Genomic DNA, 17,561 nt, shown 5'->3' with positions numbered 1-17,561 from the left:
CCTGTAGGGACATCCCATGCGCGCGCTCCGCCTGCTGCTGCCCGGTGCCCTCCTGCTGCTCGCTGCCTGCGGCGACGATGCGCGGCTTCCCTTCTCCGCCGACCCATTGCAGGGCTGCTTCGCCACCAGCGCGCGCAAGCCCGCCGATTTCCGCATCGACAAGGAAGGCGGCCAGTACTTCGTTTCCTTCGGTCGCGATGGCCAGTGGCAGCGCGAACCGAACGCCCTGCACAAGGCCAGCAACAGCGAGATCGGCCGCTACTTCCGCGATGACGCCGACCAGATCGACAGTGCGCTGATCCGCATGGCCGGCGGCTTCGGCATCTTCCACTTCAACAAGGGCGCGACGCTGAAGGGCAAGGCCAGCGACAGCGACTACATGGCGCTGATGCTGATCGGGGCCGGGCCGGTGTATGCGGTGAAGTGCGATTGAGCGATGGATCAACATTCAAACTAGCAAGAAAAGTTTGAAATCTGGTCAAGTACGGTGCGGGTCACAATCTGAAAACTGAACATTGTTGAGCCTAGTGTCTCCGCAGCCGAAGAACGGAGACTCGCAGATGAGTAATCGCACACTGATCCTGTGTCTGGCAATCGCCACGGCCTCGCCTGCATTCGCAGAAACACCATTGAGTGTCGACAGAACGGAGCTCAGCGCCAAAGGAGAGATCATCATTGTTCGCCGTACAACTTGGCCAGACTTCGATGGAGGGCAGATTCAAGTTGATCAGCATCTGAAGCCTGATGGATTTGGACGACTGATCTATCGATACAGCGACCAGTCGGAGGCGACTAAGCTCTACCACCAAGCTTTCTGCGCTTCCATGGATATGGAACCATCTCAAGGGGAGGGGACGATTGAAGGGCCGGCAGCAGGCTGGGCATGCACTCGTGAAAACACCCCAGGGAATCCAACCTCAAAATGGAGTTCGAAGAGTATTGACTGGGTTACGGCAACTGCGCCGAATGGACGTGTTCCTGTGGGCGTGTCCTATTATTCAACAGGCCAGATGAACGCAGAGAGCTCCGTCGCGGGAGCCCGAACAGCCAAGATCGGCATTGACAACGGCAGATGCTATTTTAGCGATACACGTCATTATTCATCCCCCTTCTATCTCAGCGAGGGAATTGGCGTCGTCTGCACCATAATGGAGTCACGATTCGTGAGCACCTCGCTGGACGTGTGCATACCAAGGCAATGCGCATCCAATCGCGGAACTCAGTTCGCCCAGCAGGCAACTGATCTTAGGCGGCTTTCAGCCTTTCACTGAAGGCCGCGTCGCGGCATCCCGTCATACTGAGATTAGTTACACATGCCCCATAGACCGTTGTTCTCAACGACCATGGTCAAAAATCACTCTTTCAACCCATCATGAGCCCTGCGGTACCATGCCCTCCCCCGAACCGCCCCGGTACCCGCCGTGCCCCACTACACCGGCCCCCTGCTGACCCGCGACAGCGCCGACACCCTGCGCCGTGCCCATGACAAGGGCGCTGCCGACTGGCAGGGCTCGCTCGACCTCGGCCGCAGCCAGGACAACGTGGCGCTGGATGCGGACGGCTTCCACTTCCGTGGCCAGCCCTACCCCTGGCCGGGCAAGCTGAAGGACCGCACGCTGTACTACTGGGACGGCGAGGACTTCGCACCGATCTCGCGCTATAGCGGCTCGTTGATCAAGCTGGTGCCGACCGAATGGGGTGCACCGACCTTCGAGATCGACGGCATCAAGATGCTGCCGACCTCCAAGCTGTCACCGTTCGAGGATGCGCGCCGCAAGGTCGAGCTGGTCGCCCCGGCCGGCAAGGTCATCCTCGACACCTGCGGTGGCCTGGGCTACTTCGCTGCCTGTGCGCTGGAAGCCGGTGTCGGCCAGATCCGCTCGTTCGAGAAGAACGCCGACGTAATGTGGCTGCGCACCCTCAACCCGTGGTCGCCGGATCCAGACTCGGCCGCGGCCGGTGGCCGCCTGCAGTTCAGCCACGGCGACGTCTCGCAGCAGATCGAACAGGTGGCCAGCAACAGTGTCGACGCGATCCTGCACGACCCGCCGCGCTTCGGCATCGCCGGCGAACTGTACTCACAGGTGTTCTACGATCACCTCGCCCGCGTCATCCGCAAGGGCGGCCGCCTGTTCCACTACACCGGCGCACCGAACAAGCTGACCAGCGGCCGCGATGTGCCGCGCGAAGTAGCCAAGCGGCTGGAAAAGGCCGGCTTCAAGGCAGAGCTGGCACTGGATGGGGTGCTGGCCGTCAAGCGCTGAGCTTCACTCCGAATCCACCTTCGCCAACTGCATCACCCACCTCGGCACCACCGGCTCGCCGGCATAGAAGTCCTTCGGCTTCTTCTCCGCCATTGCCCAGCGGTGCAACCAGCTGGGGCCGTAGCGGCCGTTGTAGCCTTCGGCGCCGCGCGCGTAGGCCGGATCGCGCATCGCCTCGTCCAGTGACACGAAGCGATAGCCACGGCGCTTCGTCGCCGCCACCAGTTCGGCGAACGTGGCGGCATTGAGCTCGTTGGCGTGCATCAGCCACACCTGCGGCAGCGCATAGCCCAGCAGCGCCTGCGACTGCTTCTCGTAGTAATCCAGCTTGTTCAGCATGTACGGCACATAGCCCTTGCGCAGCTGTGCCAGCGTGGCCTCGCGTGCAGGCGAATCGGGGTGTTCGTTCATCACGTTGGCATAGGCGAATGCCCACACCCACTCACCGTTGTCGACCGTCACCGGTGCCACGCGGTAGCCGTGCGCCTTGAAGAACGCATCCATCTGCACGCGCTCGTCCACGGTACGGCCTGCGCGCAGGTAGGGATGGCGCATCCACTGCGGCACCTGCCCATGCTCGGCCAGCAGCGGCCGCAGCACCGTCTCGCCGCGCAGGAAATCCTGCTGGAACGTCGGCACTCCCTTGGCATTGAGGTCCATGTGCGAGTAGGTGTGATTACCCAGCACATACCCGGCCTGCAGCCAGTCGCGCAGCATCTGCACGCGCGCCGGCTGCACCTGCCCATCCACCTCCAGCTTGTTCTCGTTGACGAAGCCGACCACCGGCACGTTGGCCTGGTGCAGCTGCGCCATCAACGCGGCATGCCGCGCCTGCAGATCGGCCGGTACGATCTCGTCCACCCGCGCCCAGGGCAGGTCATCGATGGTCACCGCAATGCGACGATCAACCCCGGCAGCCTGCACGGCCAGTGACAGCAACAGCAACGGCAGGGCTCGCAACAACGCACGCATCGGCACTTCCTTGTCGGGACACTGCGTGGACTGTAGCGCGAATGCAGGCGTTCGCCGAGATGGGCTCAGCCGTCAGCGAACGCACCGCCGCGTGCCGCAGCGCGCCACAGCGCAAGACTGGCGACCATTGCCATCAACAGCAGCATGGCCAGCACCAGGGCCAGATCGTCCGGGTTGCGCTGCAGCGGCGCATGCTCGCGGGTGAGAATGTGGAACACCACCTGTTGCGCCTGCGCCAGCGGCACCTTGCCGTGCTCGGTCAGATCCACCAGGCATGTCGCAGGGGACAGGCTGGCCAGACTGCTCCAGGCGTTCTCATACAGGTGCAGCGTCCAGCTCGCCAGCGCCAATGCGGCGCCGTGCAGCAGCGCCAGCGATCCGCCCGCCGCACGCCATCGTTGGGGCATGCGCAACGCCCGGCTGGCGCACAGCGTCATGGCGCCCAACAGTGCCAGCACGATGCCCATCAGCGGAATCCAGCGCAGCGGTTGCCAATCGTCCAGCGCCTCGGCGCGGGCCATCAGCTGCTCGGCCACCTGCAGCCGCGCCACCGGATCCGGCCCGCCGCAGGCCGTGCTGAGCGGCTCCAGCAGCAGCGCCACGCGATGATGGAAGTAGCCGGCCTCCAAGCCCAGCGCCAGCAGCGCGAGCACCTGCAACAGGAACAACATCAACGCTGGCCCGAACAGGCGGCCAAGACGGGAGGCAGTCGCGGGCATGGGTACCTCCTTGCAACGGGGTGCCATGCTAACCAAGCGTACCGGCGCTGTCGGCTGGCAGATGCGACATACGCAACGTGTACCGGTAGGATGGCTAGCCGGAAAGACGCGAGCGTGCAGGGAGTGCGCAGGATGGTGACGCTGTACCTGGCGGTGCGCACGCTGCTGCCGCTGTTTACATTCGCACTGGTGGCCTGGCTGCTGTCACGCCTGATCAACGCGCGTGCAGCGCGCCTGCCGCCGGTGCCGCTGAACCTGCCCGCGCACAGCAGCAGCCCCCGCAAAAAGGACCGCCGCCTGTACGCGCGCGCACTGCGCCGCCGCCCCGGCCTGCGCAGCGCAATGCGCCCTGCCAGCGCCCCGCGCCGCTGGTACTTCGCCGGTACGATGGTGGCGCTGGGTGCGCTGGCGGTTACGGTGGTGGCGATGCCCGATGGTGCACGCTTCCAGGTGATGGTCGAGAGCCTGCGCGGCTACCCGGTCACGATCGCCGAAGTCCGCGTTCCGGTGGCGGCGCAGCCCGTGGTGCTGCAACGGTGGCAGCCCGCGTTGGTGCCGCTGGCACGCCCGGTCGTGATGCGCTACCCGATCGGCCGCTTCGGCGGCGACCACGAAGCGCGCGCACAGCTTCCCGTGCAGATCCGCCATCTTGGCGATCGATTGCAGGTGGCCATTCCCAATGCCGTGGATGCGGTGGCATTGCAGGCCGAGCTGGCGCAGCTGGCTGGCCTGCCCGCCGACGCGGTATCGGTGCGGCAGGCGGACGTAGCCCCGTGGAGGGACACCGGCTGGTCGCCACTGATTGAGAGGTAGAGCCGAGCCCACGCCCGGCTCCCGATATCAATCACCGCGCGGCAGCTTGGCCGCCCACATGTTGTCGACCAGGTTCGGGTACGGGCGACCATTCTCTTCCGCCCGCTGCCGGGCCGCGTCCTTCTGCGCCGGCGACAGCGGCTGGGATTTCTGGCCCTTGGGGTTGGGCTTCTTCCAGGGTGGCGTTGCAGTTTTGCGCATGGCGCCAGTTTACTTCTTCAGGAAGTTCAGCAGCGCCAGATTGAAGTGGTCGGCATGGCTGGTATTGCAGCCGTGCGGCGCGCCTTGCAGGATCACCACCTCGCTGCCCGCAATGGCCTGGTGCGTGCGCTCGCCCGAGCCTTCAAACGGCACGATGGCGTCGCTGTCACCGTGCAGGACCAAGGTCGGCACGGTGATCTTCTTGAGGTCATCGCGGAAATCGGTGGTGGCGAAGGACTGCATGCAGCCCAGCGCGGCGGTCTGGTCGGACTGATGGCACAGCGCGATCGCGGCCTGGCGCTGATCTTCGGTCACCATCAGTTTGCCGTCAGCGCTGAAGAAATCGCGGGTGAAGCCATCGAAGAACGCCTCGCGATCCTTCTCCAGGCCGCGGCGCATCTCATCGGCCTTGTCCTGGGTCAGCGGGCCGTCCGGATTGTCGTCACTCTTCAGCAGATACGGCGGCACGGCGGCGGCGAACACCACGCTGTGCAAGCGATCCTCACCTTGGTTGGCAACGTAGCGGGCCACCTCGCCACCGCCCATCGAGAAGCCGACCAACGTCACCTCGCGCAGGTCGCGCTCTTCGATCAACGCCGCCAGGTCCGCCGCCAGGCTGTCGTAGTCATAGCCGTCGGCGGGCTTTTCGGAGCGGCCGAAGCCACGACGGTCGTAGCTGATCACCCGGAACTGGGCATCGCGCAGGATTGACACCTGAGGCTTCCAGGCGTCGGCCGACAGCGGCCAGCCATGGATGAGGATGACCGGGCGGCCATCGCCGCCGGTGTCTTCAACGTGCAGGCGGATACGGGAAGCGGACATGGGGGCTCCTGTGGAAGGGCAGAGTTGCAGGCTAGAGCCCCATCCCTATGCCGCCCGTGAGGGAATCGCGGCGCACTGTGACACGGCGTGCACAGGTGGCCGGGTGGCCGTGCCGCCAAGACCGGGTTTCATCGCGCCCGGCGCCGGTTTCGTCGCAGCACGGCAGCGGGGCGCAGCGGGCCGTGCCAGCCTGCGTGAACCACCTCCGGGAGATTGCCCATGCTGCTGTTCACCCTGCCCCTGCTGGCCGCCGGCCTCGCCGCCGCCCCGAGCGCGCCCGACACCCTGCGCGAACAGATCCGCCAGGCGGATACACAGCTGTTCGCCGCCGCGTTCGAAGACTGCGATGCCGACAAGGCCGCGTCGATGACCACCAGGGACATGGAGTTCTTCCATGACAAGGACGGCAAGTCTGCCAGCAGCCGCGACGACTTCCGCCGCAGCGTGGCCGCGCTGTGTGAACGCACCCGCGCCAACCAAATCCGCCTGCGCCGTGAGCTGGTGGAGAGCTCGTTGCAGGTCTTTCCGCTGCACGATGAGCGGGCGCTGGAAATCGGCGACCACCGCTTCCACGAGCGCGATGCGAAGGGTGTGGAGCATTGGACCGGGCAGGCGCGCTTCATCCAGGTCTGGCGGCGCGTGGATGGGCAGTGGCAGGTGGAACGGGTGATCAGTTACGACCATCGGCCGGCGGAGTGACGAAACCGCTGCGTGGCGTCATGTAGAGCCGAGCCCACGCTCGGCTGCAGTCCGGAGAAAGGTAAAGTCATCCTGACCCGCTGGCTCACAGACCCAGCTTCTTCGCCTCGGCCACGATGTCCACCATGACCCGACGCTCCCCCAGCTGAGCCAGGAACAACAGGTGCTCGGCGGCATTGACCTTCTTCAGGTGATCGAGCCGGCATGGCCCACCGAGTGCGAGTGCCGGGACGAAGCCATACATTTCGTCATGGTTCAGTGGGCCTAGCAGTTCTACGGCGCGGTCAAAGAGAGGAATGCCCTTGTCATCGGTCTCATTCGGATAATCGACACTCATCCCGGACAGCCACGTTGAAATCAGAGAATCCGCCTTCCCTTCCCTCATCCAGCGAGATTTGTCGGTAGGAAAGATCATTGCCCATGCGCAGTTGATGGTTAGGCTACGCCCGGTCCTGGTTCCCCACAGTGTCAGGTTCCCGAAGGCGCTGCGGCCGATGACGTAGTAGTGATCCTTCCCATAGAACTCAGTTCCATAGAGCCAGGCATTGAGGGCTTCGGCGTAGTCATCCGGATCAGTTATCCAGAAGATCCCTTTTCCGTAACCAGCAAAGCCGTACGCCCGCCAGTATTCCAGTAGCTTGTCTGGGATCTTTCCCCGGTAGTACTCCAACTTCGATTGCGATACCTGTCTTGTGTCAACGGCGGGGCCAAAACCCTTGTCTGAGTGGAAGTACTCATAGTGCTTGTCGAGCATCTCGATCATCTGCAGCGCTCCAATCCGCCGTTCATCTTTGTGGTGCGTCGCTCGTCCACCGGGACTTGTCTTGCCGCCGCATCCAGGTCCTGGATGCGCGTGGTCTGGTCCTTTCTAGCATGGCTCCATTGACGACCGATGGTGTGATTGACCTCTGCGTCGCCGAAGTCGGCGATTGTGTTCTGGCCCCCTGCCACAAGGTCGGGATTGTGCAGGGCGTTCAAGGCCTTCATCGTTGCGTCTGCATGCTCCGTTGCCAGACGCTCCGCAACTTTCGGATCATCCACCTCGGAAGCGAGCTCGTCATACTTTTCATTCTTGATCTTTTCTTTAAAGTCTTCTCTTGCCTTCCTTGCGGCCGCCCTGTCGCGATTGTTCGGGTCAAACGCCGCCCGTGCACTGAGGTAATCCTCAACGCTCATATCGTTCAGCCCCTGCTCCTGTCCCTTCAGCTGACGATCCATCTCCGGGTACTTGGATGCAGGCAGCTTTTGAGGACTGAAGCAGGGCAAGTCTTTGCGCGGCATCCGTTTGGGTATCCGTTTCGTTTCCACCTTCCGGCTGCCATCCGGCGTGCGATTGCCATCGGCCTGCCGGCGCTTGCGGTGCTTCAGCGTCTTGGCCAATCCCTTGAACGCGTCCTCGACCTCTTCCATCAGATGCAGCAGGCGCGAGCCGATGCGGGTCGCCGTTCGCCCAGCCTTGGCGGCCGCGTAACCGAATCCCGCTGCGCCACCCAGCTCCACCGTCACCGCGGCCAGCAAGATGGAAACCACTGCATCCATCATGATCTGCGCGCCGAAACGTGCCTGCAGGTTCTCCTGCTCGTCCGGCGGCAGCGCATCCCACCAGGCCACGGCGAAGGCAGGCAACTGTTGGGTGATGGCCGGGTCCTCGATCAGCAGGTTGAACAGCTCCTTGGCCTCGCTGGCAGCCGCCATCACCGTTTCGCCCGCTGTGCGCATCGCGGCGATCTTGCGATCCATCGCATCGCGATCACCTGTGAGCAGCAGGCGGGTCCACTCCCTGATCTCGCGGTCTGTCTGGTACATCAACACCGCCATATCCACGGCGGTCTCGACCGTTCCCACCACGTAGTCCCAAGCGCCCTGCCCGGTGCCCAGCGCCTGGTTGCCGCGCTGCAGGCCCCAGCGTTTGAGCGGGCCGGCCTCGTCCCATTGCTGCCATGCCGAGGTCATGTCGTTGCGGGTCTGCGCGACGATGGCGTCCAGTGCCGCCTTGAGTTTTGCGCGCGCCGCGAGGATCGGCGCATCGTCGTCGTCGCTCAGCTCGGGTTGGAACAGCACCTGCGGTGTCTGCACGGGGCCGACTGTCACGTTCGGAATGCGCGCGCGGCCCGTGTCGTCCAGCCGGCCGGTCACCACCCGGTCGTCAGGCAGCGTCACCTGGTAGTCCACACCGCGTACCGGAGTTCGGTCGAGATCGCCGTAGTGGTAGTGCAGCAGGATGTCCTGCCTGCGCGGTGACGCGGCGTCAGTCGCACGCGCGGCGGTCCCGGCGGGCACGAATCCGGCTGGTGATGGCGTGGTGCTGGCTGGTGGCGATGCCGCCTGCGCCGCAGCGCCGCCGCCCGCTTCCACTGTCACCATGCTCTGCCGCGAGGCAAGCAGTCTGCAGCCGCAGGCCAGCGAATCGCCATGGCGGGCCAGCGGGAGGCCATCGATCATGAAGGTATGGTCACCGGTGACGATGGCGAAGAAGCCACCGTGCTTCGGGCAGCTGGCCTTGTCGCCCACGCGGGCAACGGCGATGTTGTTGATGAAGGTGCTTGGCGCACCGGTCAGCACTTCGCCACCGCCGGTGGTGCGGTCACCGACGACGATCACGACCCGCTGCATGTGCTCTCCCTCGCCCGGCTCTGGCGGGAGAAGGTAGTGGGCATCCAGCTGCAGGCCGCTGCGCGCCTGTTTTTCAAACAATTCCTAGGTGGGCATAAGATGCCGGACTGAACTAAGATCCTGTGCAGCGGAGCGCACCGCTCTGGGACAGCAGAAGGGAATCAAAGAGCCATGGCATCAAAGAACACCCTACGGGAACTGATCAAAGAAGACATCGATGCGCTCTCAAGCAGGCACTCGGATCTTGTGGACGATTTTCAAAGGCGCCGTCCAGCGATGGTTGGATGGTACGAGGATGACGAGCCCTGCCGCCGCGGCTACGGTTTCATCAGTACTGCTGGGAATTCGGCGTCGGGAATCGGCCCTCAGCAAGCCATCCACGAATCGTTCAAAGTGCTGGATATTTCGCTTTGCCGAGCAATTGAGCACGCAACCGGCGAAGAGGCGCCTCTGCAGACCAAGCAGAAGGCAGAGAAACTGCGCGCCCAAGATGACTCATCCCTTATTGAGCCCTTCAAAGGAAGGGACTGGCTGATGCCGCGCCTGCTTTTAATCTATGAGCACCTTGGACCCATCAGAGGGAGCGGCCAGCACGGAGGGGCGCACGACTATGACAATGGTCGGTACACAATTCATCCCAGCGAGCGAAGATTGAGCAAGGGGGAAGCGAGTACGTCGATCAGCCTCGACGAAGTATCGCCGATCGAGAGGCTGGCGCTCTGCATCGGCATGGCCTGCATGGACCCTTGCCTGATCGATGAGCTTTGGGAGAAGCACGTCAAGCACCTCCTGGGCCGGCTGTTCAAGCTGCACAATATCCGGGCCGATCCACAGATGCTGCCCGAGCGAGGCCGCGTCGATCTCCGATTGAATAGCCAGCTGGAAACGCCCTTCGACTACCAGCAGCTGAAGGATGATTTTGACTATCCATCGTCATACGAGATCTACAAAGAGCTGGTGCTCGACGTACTGTTCATCAGTGAGGACGGGAACTACTACCTGGTTCCGGCCAGCAAGGTAAGGGCGCTTCCTTCGAGCGTCACCGAGCAATCACTGATGGAGTTCAGATGCGAATCTGCGCCTGACTTCGTCTCACTGAAGATCAACCAGGAAATTGCGGCCGAGGGCGGTTGATGCCCACAGAGGTGTTCAGCATCTTGGAACATCTTCCGCCTGCAGAGAATTGGCTGGCATGCAATTGGGAAGGGACAGGTCGATGCCTGCCCCTTCCTGTCGCAGCTGCAGCACTTACAACTGAATCCGCGCCACGCTCTCGTCAGCGCCCTTGGCATCCTTCTCACCGTTCTTGATGCTCACGAACAACACGTTGTTCTTCGCATCCAGCGCCAGGCTGTTCGGGTGGGTCGGCACGGTGTAAGTCGCCACCTTCTGGTAGCTGTCACTGTTGTACGCCGTCACCGTGCCCGCTTCGCGGTTGGTCACGTACAGGCGCTTGCGCGGTGCGTCCAGCAGGATGCCCAGCGGGCCAGCGTCGGTGGGGATGCTGGCCAGTTCCTTGCCGTTGCTGCGGTCCAGCACCAGCACGCGCTGGCCCGGATGCTTGCTGACCAGGCCGCTGCTCTTGGCCTGGTAGCCACGCAGGAATTCCGAGCCTTGGTCGGTCACGAACAGGCGCTTGCCGGCCGGGTCGAGCGCGATGTTCATCGGCTGCTCGGCGGCGATCTTATGCTGGGCCACCACCTTGTTCGAGTCGGTGCCCACCACTACCAGGTCGGCCAGCAGATTGCTGGTGTAGACGCGCTTATTGGCCGCATCCAGCGCCAGGCCCGGGGCCTTGGCATTGCCCAGGCCGTCGATGGTGTTGATCACCTTCTGCGTGGTGGTATCAATCACGAACAGCACGCTGCTCACGTCCGGCTGGCTGCTGTGGCCGGTCACGTACAGGCGGTTGCCGGCGCTGTCGACCACCAGCTCGCGCAGGTCGTGGGTGTAGGCGGCCTTGCCGTCCTTGCCGGTCTTCTTCTCCATCAGCTGGATGGTGCCGATAGCCTTGTTCTGCGCGGTGTCGACCACGGTCACCGACAGGTCCACGGTGTTGCCCACGTACAGGCGGTTGTGGGCGTCGTCCAGCACCACGCCGAACGCCTTGCGCTCGAGCGGGATGCGGGTTTCCACGGCCAGCGTGTACGGGTTCAGGCGCAGCACCTGGGCCGGGCGGGCGTCATCGCCGAAGCCGCCGGACGAGGCGACGAATACGGCGTTCTGTTTCGGACTGTAGGCCAGCTCGTACAGGCCCTTGGCCACGGCCTGGCGCTGCACGGCGGTGGTGGCGCTGGCGGCCGGGGCGCTATCGGCGAAGGCGGCGGGCGCGCCGAGGCTGAGCGAGACGGCAAGGGCCAAGGCGGCCGAGCGGAAAGCGGAATGACGGAACATGCGAGCATCCTTGAAAGGGCACGGGAGGGTGTCCTGGCTCGCTGGGCCGTACGGAGACGGCCGTTCCGGCGGTCTGCGCACGGAAAGGCTGGCTGGGGTAGCGGGGGGAATGGTAGCAGGAGACGGGGAGGCGGGGTGGGATGCTGTACCGGGCGCCCGCGCAATCCCTGCCAAACGCCCAGGAGCCCGCCCTAAAGTTCCGCCCGTTGCTGCCGCCTAGCACTAGGTGCTGCAATCACCCCAAGGCGGAATGAGTCCGCCCGCATCGTCAAGGAATGGAAGGCCCGATGTCCGAATTCTTCACGCAAGAACATTTCAACCTGCTGCAGTCGCTGCAAGGGAAGAAGTTCGATCAAACCGATGCCGCGCATGAGGCCGCGTACAAGAAGCTGCGCCAGGCCTACGATCTCACCCTCGAATGGGCGAAGCGCATCAAGCACTCGATGTTTGAAGAGGGCCGCGTCAACGCGCGCCGACGCCCGACCAACCAGGGCAACTACTTCCTGTCCTACAACTGGGCCAAAATCTATCCCGATCCGGACTCGCCCACCTCGCTCGCCTATACCGTTGGACTCAACGGCAATGAAGGCTTCGTGGTCAAGATCGACACGGTGAAGCTGCAGCAGGGCCACCCTGTACGCGACGCCTACCTGGACCTGCGCGGCCCGAGCCATGCCTCCCCGATCGTGGCGGTGCTACCGATCGACAAGGGACTATCCATGAGTCTGGACGAACTGGTTGAGTGGAGCAAAGACGCCATCGGTAAGTTCTCGCTGGGTTACGAGCAAGTCGCACATCGGATCGGCGTGACTCGAGACGTGGCACCGGATGCTATCCTCAAGCACTTCGACGTCAACGAAGAGTTCCGCGCCATGCGCAAGGGTTGGTCTGCGGCCGAGACCGACCAGTTCTGCCGATTGGCCCGATTGGTTCACGATGCAGGCATGGACTGGTGGTTTGCCGGCAGCCGCACCCATCTGCGCTTTGGCCGGAAGAATGCCGGAAGCGCGCGCGCCGTCTCGGTCGTGGGCCTGGTGATGGGCAGCCGTGCCTGCCAGGTGACCTGGCGTCACGAGTTGCAGAGCATTTCCCGCTTCGTGCGAAAGGGCATTTAAGAGAAGATCGTCGATGACATCGAGGCCGCGCTGGATGCCGACGACGAAGTCCTGCAGGAGCTGATCCGCACCGATGAAGAACGTGACGGCTTCTGGCCGGCGCAGGCCGGTGACGATGTCTCGGCCACATCGGAGCTGCTGGAGGCTGACGACGATGCCAGCGAGCAGCCCGCAGTGCAGGACGCGATTGCGGCGGAGCTTGCGTTCAATCGCATCTACTTCGGCCCGCCGGGCACCGGCAAGACCTACCAACTGAAGTTCCTGCTGGAAGATCAGTTCACCGCCGGTGATGGCGACGAATCGGCTGCGCAGGGCGAGACCCAACGCTACAGCTTCGTCACCTTCCACCAGTCCTACGGCTACGAAGATTTCATCGAAGGGCTGCGCCCGGTCATCGAGGAGGGCGCGCAGGGCCAGGTGCGCTATGAAGTCCGTCCGGGCGTGTTCCTGAAGCTCTGCGAGCGCGCTCGCAAGTATCCCGATGAGATGTTCGCCATCGTCATCGACGAGATCAACCGCGGCAACATCAGCAAGATCTTCGGCGAACTGATCACGTTGATCGAGCTGGACAAGCGGACCGGCATGGAGAACTGCCATTCGGTCACCCTGCCCTACTCGCAGCGTGCCTTCTCCGTCCCGCGCAACGTCAGCATCATCGGCACCATGAACACGGCCGACCGATCCCTGGCAACGCTGGATACGGCGCTTCGCCGCCGATTCGAGTTCGTGGAGGTTCTGCCGGACGCCAAGGACGAGGGCCGGGCGCCGCTGGCGGGCCTGCGCGTCAACATGGAAGGCGTGTGCATCCATATTCCGAAGCTGCTCACTGCCATCAACCAGCGGATCGAGGCACTTTACGATCGTGACCATCTGATCGGCCACGCCTACTTCCGGCCGCTGAAGCATTTCAAGGATGGCAGTGAGCGTATGTCCGCGCTGATCGCCCTCTTCGACAAGCAGATCCTCCCGTTGCTGGAAGAGTACTTCTACGACGACTGGCAGAAGATCCGCCTCGTGCTGGGCGACAACCAGAAGCTTCCCGACCTGCAGTTCGTGCGGGAGAGCAACGGCGATGACCAGACACTGGCACGGCTGTTCGGTTCTGCGGCTGCGGCCGAAGGACATGGTGCACGCACGCGCTTCAGCCGCAATGCCAAGGCGCTGCACTCCCCTGCCGCCTACGTGGGCATCTACAGCACGCTGCTGGGCAACGAGTGAGCACGGCGGCCACGCTCACACTGCACGAGTACGACGTACTCGTGCCGGCCTCATCATCGGACCCAGTGCCCGGTGGTGCACATGTCGTGCCCGATGGCGTTTACCGGTGGCTGGAACGGCAGTCGTTGGAACTGATCGACAGCAAGCTGTCCCCGTGGGTGCGCCGTTGCCGCCGAGGGGTTCAGGTCACCAGCCATGTGGGCGTGGTCATGGCGCCAGGCGGCCTGCAGATCGAGATCCTGCCCAAGGTGGGCAAGGCGCTGGATGCCGGCGCTGGCGAGGCACGGGCGCTGCTGCTGAGGATGCTACGCTGCCTGCAACAATTCTCGCACCTTCGATTCGGCGATGCGCAGCTTGCCACCGACAGCATGCCATTGCTGGAGGTGTTCGTTGGCGAGTTCCTGCGCACAGTGGTGACGGTGACCCGCAGTGGGCTGCGCGGCCAGTACCAGACGAAAGAGGATGATCTGCCCGCGCTGCGCGGAAGGCTGCTCGTTGCCCAGCATCTACGCCGCAATCTGGTTCGTGCCGATCGCTTCCACACCGCCCACGATGAGTTCAGCATGGACAGGCCAGAGAACCGGCTGATCCACTCAGCGTTGCGGAAGGTACTGGGCGCAACCCGCGTGACCGACCATCAGCGGCTGGCACGGGAACTGCTGACCGTCTTCGCCGAGGTACCGGTCAGCCGCGACCCGGACCAGGACATGCAACGGGTGCAGCTGGACCGCAACATGCGCACCTATCGCGAAGCGCTGGATTGGACCCGTCTGATCCTGCAGGGGCTTTCGCCTACGTCGTCGATAGGCGCGCAGCAGGCACCATCGTTGCTGTTTCCGATGGAAAGGCTGTTCGAGGCCTACGTGGCGAGGCACTTCCAGAAGCAGCTACCTGCGCATCTCGCGCTGGATACCCAGGTCAGGCGGCATCATCTGGTGAATCACGGCGGTGCAAAGTGGTTCCAGCTGCGCCCGGATATGGTGGTGAGCCGGCAGAAGACAGACGTATTGGTACTGGACACCAAGTGGAAGCTGCTGGATGCCGGCCTGGCCAACGGCACCCACAAGTACGGCCTGCAGCAGGATGATTTCTACCAGCTGCATGCCTATGGGCGCAGCTATCTGGGCGGACAGGGCGTGGTTGCGCTGGTCTACCCGCGTACCGACAAGCTGGATCAGCCGCTGCCGGTGTTCGACTTTCCGGGCAGCGAAGGGTTGCAGTTGTGGGTGCTGCCGTTCTGCCTGAAGCGGGCGGAAGTGCTGCTGCCGGAGGGGTGGGAATGGCCGGAGGACGGTGTGGCGGGTTGAATCCAACGTCTTGAGACGAGGACGCGTCATCTTCCCCGCCCCACTGGAGGATGACCATGACCCGAATCGACGCCGCGTGGCTAGACGCCTTCGACAATGAGCTGCTGTGCCTGTTCGCCATCGACCACAACGATGCCGGTATGGATGAGTATCTGCTGGATTGCTACGCGGATCTGCCACCACGCGAAGCGGCGCTGGCATTTGGCAGCGACTACGACTTGGATCGTGACGACGCCTTGTGGCTACGGCCGGGCGTAGCGCCGAAGCGTTAAGCCGTGTCGCAATTGGCACACCTCGCCTGCCGACGCTTTGAGCTGGGTGTCGCTTTTGGAACCGCGGGCGGCGGCAAACCGTGCTTTTAGGAGCGCATTCGGGCGGTAACTTAGCAACGGCCGAGACCGCTGCACCGCAAGGGTTCCGCCGTGCGCCTGCCATGCAACAATGCCGTAAGCGTCAACACCTGCGGCCCATGCGGCCTGGTGTTTGCGCTTGTCAGCCGGCGCCACCTCTGCGTGGCGCCGGCTGGCAATCCGTTCGCGGTCCATGGCGGACGGTGCGTGGGGGTCTTCGGACCCGCCGGATTGGTTGTTGACCGGTTTTCGAGCCTCGCATCGTCCGCCACTTTTATCGGTGGCGCTTCTATCTGTCCTGTACGGAGCATTGCCATGAGCACCTCGGATTTCCGTTCCCTGCACGCGCTATACGATCCGGACAACGCCCACGCCGACGTCGAACGCGAACCGTTCACCGATCCCAGATCTTTCGTCGCCACGCTTCGCTGCATCGGAACCGGTGCGGCTGCGGATGGCCAGCCTTGGCCGGAGCGGCATCAGCTGCCTGGGCGTTGCCTTCAGCTGGCAGACGCGGATTGTGCTGCGGCCGGGTTACGAGTGGTCGCGGAGTTGATGCTGGCTGCGGAGCGGACGCGGCAGAACGGCGCGCCCGAGGAGTACCTGGGGGATCGGGTGATGGAGGGGTTAAAGATGGCCTGTTTGGCGCTGACTGCGCAAGTGGCTGAGCGGTTGCAGGGCCATCGATAGAAACTAAATTGCCCAGCCTTATCGAGAATCGCGGGCCCGTGCTTTGCATGCAAGTCATAGGCGCATCGCATAATCTCCGCAGTGAGAGGAAGATCGGCGGACAACCTTGAGAATCGCTCAGCACACGAATGAGAAGTGCGGACCCTGCTTGAATCCGCACAAGATCGAGGCGACGCTTATGCCACCTGAGTGACCTCAATATCGTCGGCGTTGGGCGCCGCCCCAACCACCCATCTCATAAACTGATTTCGATCATACCTTGCTAGCTCGACCAGATCAGCCATATCGCTTGTCACCTCACTAAGGAGCGCCGCGTCGCCCGAGAGAATACCGTCCACATCCTTCATGGCAGCGACTCTCTGAATTGCGCTCACCGCCAATACAGGCTCGGATATTTGCTCTTCTACGCGACCAGCGAGCCCCAAAGGATCGGGCAACCCCTGATGGGCTGGATCGAACCTAAAGGCCAGCGATACTAAATCTGCGCAACTTGATTTTCTTGCAACTTGGTAGCCCATTACACTCTTCAATTTAACAGACGTGGGAGGACGCCCTTGAAGAGCCAGGGAGATCAGCCACTTTGCGAGCCCCGTGAGGAATACCTGCACATGTCCTAGCTCGGCCGCCATCTTTTCCCTCAACGTCTGATCGTCGAGAATCCCAAACAGTTCTGATGATTTCGACGCAAACTGCTCACTATCATTAAGATTGTTGAGATACTTCTCAACGAGCTTTTCAAGCGCCCGTTCATTCACGCTATCCTTATCAACTCTTGTAGTTAAGAACAAAAGCCAAGGCCGATCGTATCTGGCCTGGAGAGCCAATAGCGAGGAAAGCGAGTCATAGTAGCTACCATTCTCTCGCCCGGGTTGGTGAACACCGAATCCGTCGCACAGATCTAGATTAATAACATCAAACGGGCCGACGTCACGGGCGCGCCTATACGCCACCGATTGCGTTCTGGACAAGAGAGAGAACTCGTCAAGAATCACATCAGACCTTTCGTCGATCATTTCTAAACTCTTAACTTCCGCCAAGGACAAGTTCATTTCAAACTCATCGTCCTTATTGCTTCTGGCCGCAGAGTTAAAACCCAGAAAATAGAGGCCACAGCCACGGACACTACATATTTTTCTATGAAAATGCCGGAGATCAAGCAAGTCATTTCCCGGCAAACCAAGATAGGTCAAAGGCTTACCATCACGGAGCGGGGAAGCGTCCAAGAGACGATCGACCTCACCCACCCATTGACGATCTCGAACAAACTGTTTTCTTGGTCTATGCCACGGCAGGAACTTTCTCTCCCTGCTTGGAACTGGTGCTTCGTAGTCAAAATTGCCATCAAATATGTCGTCAGCAATTCCTGATGGTTGCTCATCCATGA

At 62.6% G+C, this 17,561-nt stretch carries 19 protein-coding genes; 11 read left to right on the top strand and 8 right to left on the bottom strand.

Going from position 1 to position 17,561, the window contains the following annotated elements:
- Positions 1–16 precede the first annotated feature (16 nt).
- From ARC23_RS06585 to ARC23_RS06580, 3 genes are all read left to right on the top strand, one after another.
- Entirely contained in the window at positions 17–433 is a 417-nt protein-coding gene (locus tag ARC23_RS06585) for a hypothetical protein (protein ID WP_057496503.1), read from the top strand.
- 127 nt (positions 434–560) lie between these two features.
- Positions 561–1,271: a hypothetical protein gene (locus ARC23_RS20735; protein WP_152985217.1), complete on the top strand. Its 711-nt coding sequence runs from the start codon at positions 561–563 to the stop codon at positions 1,269–1,271.
- A 150-nt stretch (positions 1,272–1,421) separates the two neighbouring features.
- A complete protein-coding gene (locus ARC23_RS06580) occupies positions 1,422–2,264 on the top strand; it encodes a class I SAM-dependent methyltransferase (protein ID WP_057496502.1) in 843 nt (280 codons plus the stop codon).
- A 3-nt stretch (positions 2,265–2,267) separates the two neighbouring features.
- On the opposite strand, the gene ARC23_RS06575 is transcribed toward ARC23_RS06580, so the two are convergent.
- Both ARC23_RS06575 and ARC23_RS06570 read right to left on the bottom strand, forming a co-directional pair.
- Complete coding sequence (locus tag ARC23_RS06575; RefSeq protein WP_057496501.1) at positions 2,268–3,236, bottom strand: polysaccharide deacetylase family protein; 969 nt, start codon at positions 3,234–3,236, stop codon at positions 2,268–2,270.
- Positions 3,237–3,301: 65 nt separating this feature from the next.
- The gene (locus ARC23_RS06570) at positions 3,302–3,955 is read right to left on the bottom strand and encodes a hypothetical protein (RefSeq protein WP_057496500.1); all 654 of its coding nucleotides are present in this window, start codon (positions 3,953–3,955) and stop codon (positions 3,302–3,304) included.
- A 132-nt stretch (positions 3,956–4,087) separates the two neighbouring features.
- On the opposite strand from ARC23_RS06570, the gene ARC23_RS06565 reads away from it, so the two are divergent.
- On the top strand, positions 4,088–4,768 hold the full coding sequence (locus ARC23_RS06565; protein WP_057496499.1) for a hypothetical protein: 681 nt from the start codon (positions 4,088–4,090) through the stop codon (positions 4,766–4,768).
- 27 nt (positions 4,769–4,795) lie between these two features.
- Here ARC23_RS06565 and ARC23_RS21060 read toward each other — a convergent pair whose 3' ends face one another.
- Positions 4,796–4,969 (bottom strand): hypothetical protein, encoded by a 174-nt coding sequence (locus tag ARC23_RS21060; protein ID WP_203226344.1) that lies wholly within the window; start codon positions 4,967–4,969, stop codon positions 4,796–4,798.
- 9 nt (positions 4,970–4,978) lie between these two features.
- Positions 4,979–5,791 carry an alpha/beta fold hydrolase gene (locus tag ARC23_RS06560; RefSeq protein WP_057496498.1) on the bottom strand — a complete coding sequence of 271 codons (813 nt, stop codon included), beginning with the start codon at positions 5,789–5,791 and terminating at the stop codon, positions 4,979–4,981.
- A 219-nt stretch (positions 5,792–6,010) separates the two neighbouring features.
- Here ARC23_RS06560 and ARC23_RS06555 point away from each other — a divergent pair, with 219 nt between their 5' ends.
- On the top strand, positions 6,011–6,490 hold the full coding sequence (locus ARC23_RS06555; RefSeq protein WP_057496497.1) for a nuclear transport factor 2 family protein: 480 nt from the start codon (positions 6,011–6,013) through the stop codon (positions 6,488–6,490).
- Positions 6,491–6,575: 85 nt separating this feature from the next.
- Here the strand turns inward: ARC23_RS06555 and ARC23_RS06550 are convergent, their stop codons facing one another.
- Together ARC23_RS06550 and ARC23_RS20985 are read right to left on the bottom strand one after the other, a co-directional pair.
- Positions 6,576–7,253 (bottom strand): GAD-like domain-containing protein, encoded by a 678-nt coding sequence (locus ARC23_RS06550; protein ID WP_057496496.1) that lies wholly within the window; start codon positions 7,251–7,253, stop codon positions 6,576–6,578.
- A complete protein-coding gene (locus tag ARC23_RS20985; RefSeq protein ID WP_057496495.1) occupies positions 7,250–9,103 on the bottom strand; it encodes a PAAR domain-containing protein in 1,854 nt (617 codons plus the stop codon). The genes ARC23_RS06550 and ARC23_RS20985 overlap by 4 nt, the downstream gene beginning before the upstream one ends.
- Positions 9,104–9,274: 171 nt before the next feature.
- Here ARC23_RS20985 and ARC23_RS06540 point away from each other — a divergent pair, with 171 nt between their 5' ends.
- Complete coding sequence (locus ARC23_RS06540; protein ID WP_057496494.1) at positions 9,275–10,237, top strand: hypothetical protein; 963 nt, start codon at positions 9,275–9,277, stop codon at positions 10,235–10,237.
- Between the two features lie 114 nt (positions 10,238–10,351).
- On the opposite strand, the gene ARC23_RS06535 is transcribed toward ARC23_RS06540, so the two are convergent.
- A complete protein-coding gene (locus ARC23_RS06535) occupies positions 10,352–11,497 on the bottom strand; it encodes a YncE family protein (RefSeq protein ID WP_057496493.1) in 1,146 nt (381 codons plus the stop codon).
- Positions 11,498–11,784: 287 nt separating this feature from the next.
- On the opposite strand from ARC23_RS06535, the gene ARC23_RS20730 reads away from it, so the two are divergent.
- From ARC23_RS20730 to ARC23_RS06510, 5 genes are all read left to right on the top strand, one after another.
- Positions 11,785–12,612, top strand: coding sequence for a hypothetical protein (locus tag ARC23_RS20730; RefSeq protein ID WP_152985216.1), 828 nt, complete (start codon positions 11,785–11,787; stop codon positions 12,610–12,612).
- A gap of 174 nt (positions 12,613–12,786) precedes the next feature.
- Positions 12,787–13,830: an McrB family protein gene (locus ARC23_RS20725; protein WP_057496491.1), complete on the top strand. Its 1,044-nt coding sequence runs from the start codon at positions 12,787–12,789 to the stop codon at positions 13,828–13,830.
- Positions 13,831–13,916: 86 nt separating this feature from the next.
- On the top strand, positions 13,917–15,137 hold the full coding sequence (locus tag ARC23_RS06520; RefSeq protein ID WP_203226343.1) for an McrC family protein: 1,221 nt from the start codon (positions 13,917–13,919) through the stop codon (positions 15,135–15,137).
- 56 nt (positions 15,138–15,193) lie between these two features.
- Positions 15,194–15,409, top strand: coding sequence for a hypothetical protein (locus ARC23_RS06515; RefSeq protein ID WP_203226342.1), 216 nt, complete (start codon positions 15,194–15,196; stop codon positions 15,407–15,409).
- 393 nt (positions 15,410–15,802) lie between these two features.
- Complete coding sequence (locus ARC23_RS06510; RefSeq protein WP_057496489.1) at positions 15,803–16,177, top strand: hypothetical protein; 375 nt, start codon at positions 15,803–15,805, stop codon at positions 16,175–16,177.
- 176 nt (positions 16,178–16,353) lie between these two features.
- Here the strand turns inward: ARC23_RS06510 and ARC23_RS06505 are convergent, their stop codons facing one another.
- Positions 16,354–17,559, bottom strand: a complete 1,206-nt coding sequence (locus ARC23_RS06505; protein ID WP_152985214.1) for a PP_RS20740 family protein — start codon at positions 17,557–17,559, stop codon at positions 16,354–16,356.
- Positions 17,560–17,561 lie beyond the last annotated feature (2 nt).

It is taken from the genome of Stenotrophomonas beteli (assembly GCF_001431665.1).
Lineage (GTDB): Bacteria > Pseudomonadota > Gammaproteobacteria > Xanthomonadales > Xanthomonadaceae > Stenotrophomonas > Stenotrophomonas beteli.
This window is presented reverse-complemented; position numbering and strand designations above follow the sequence as displayed.

Bases quoted from the DNA above. Each gene is read 5' to 3' on its own strand.
- ARC23_RS20735 (WP_152985217.1), top strand. From the start codon at position 561: ATGAGTAATCGCACACTGATCCTGTGTCTGGCAATCGCCACGGCCTCG.
- ARC23_RS06505 (WP_152985214.1), bottom strand. From the start codon at position 17,559: ATGGATGAGCAACCATCAGGAATTGCTGACGACATATTTGATGGCAAT.
- ARC23_RS20985 (WP_057496495.1), bottom strand. From the start codon at position 9,103: ATGCAGCGGGTCGTGATCGTCGTCGGTGACCGCACCACCGGCGGTGGC.
- ARC23_RS06540 (WP_057496494.1), top strand. From the start codon at position 9,275: ATGGCATCAAAGAACACCCTACGGGAACTGATCAAAGAAGACATCGAT.
- ARC23_RS06570 (WP_057496500.1), bottom strand. From the start codon at position 3,955: ATGCCCGCGACTGCCTCCCGTCTTGGCCGCCTGTTCGGGCCAGCGTTG.
- ARC23_RS06535 (WP_057496493.1), bottom strand. From the start codon at position 11,497: ATGTTCCGTCATTCCGCTTTCCGCTCGGCCGCCTTGGCCCTTGCCGTC.
- ARC23_RS20730 (WP_152985216.1), top strand. From the start codon at position 11,785: ATGTCCGAATTCTTCACGCAAGAACATTTCAACCTGCTGCAGTCGCTG.
- ARC23_RS06550 (WP_057496496.1), bottom strand. From the start codon at position 7,253: ATGATCGAGATGCTCGACAAGCACTATGAGTACTTCCACTCAGACAAG.
- ARC23_RS06575 (WP_057496501.1), bottom strand. From the start codon at position 3,236: ATGCGTGCGTTGTTGCGAGCCCTGCCGTTGCTGTTGCTGTCACTGGCC.
- ARC23_RS06510 (WP_057496489.1), top strand. From the start codon at position 15,803: ATGAGCACCTCGGATTTCCGTTCCCTGCACGCGCTATACGATCCGGAC.
- ARC23_RS06585 (WP_057496503.1), top strand. From the start codon at position 17: ATGCGCGCGCTCCGCCTGCTGCTGCCCGGTGCCCTCCTGCTGCTCGCT.
- ARC23_RS21060 (WP_203226344.1), bottom strand. From the start codon at position 4,969: ATGCGCAAAACTGCAACGCCACCCTGGAAGAAGCCCAACCCCAAGGGC.
- ARC23_RS06560 (WP_057496498.1), bottom strand. From the start codon at position 5,791: ATGTCCGCTTCCCGTATCCGCCTGCACGTTGAAGACACCGGCGGCGAT.
- ARC23_RS06565 (WP_057496499.1), top strand. From the start codon at position 4,088: ATGGTGACGCTGTACCTGGCGGTGCGCACGCTGCTGCCGCTGTTTACA.
- ARC23_RS06555 (WP_057496497.1), top strand. From the start codon at position 6,011: ATGCTGCTGTTCACCCTGCCCCTGCTGGCCGCCGGCCTCGCCGCCGCC.
- ARC23_RS06515 (WP_203226342.1), top strand. From the start codon at position 15,194: ATGACCCGAATCGACGCCGCGTGGCTAGACGCCTTCGACAATGAGCTG.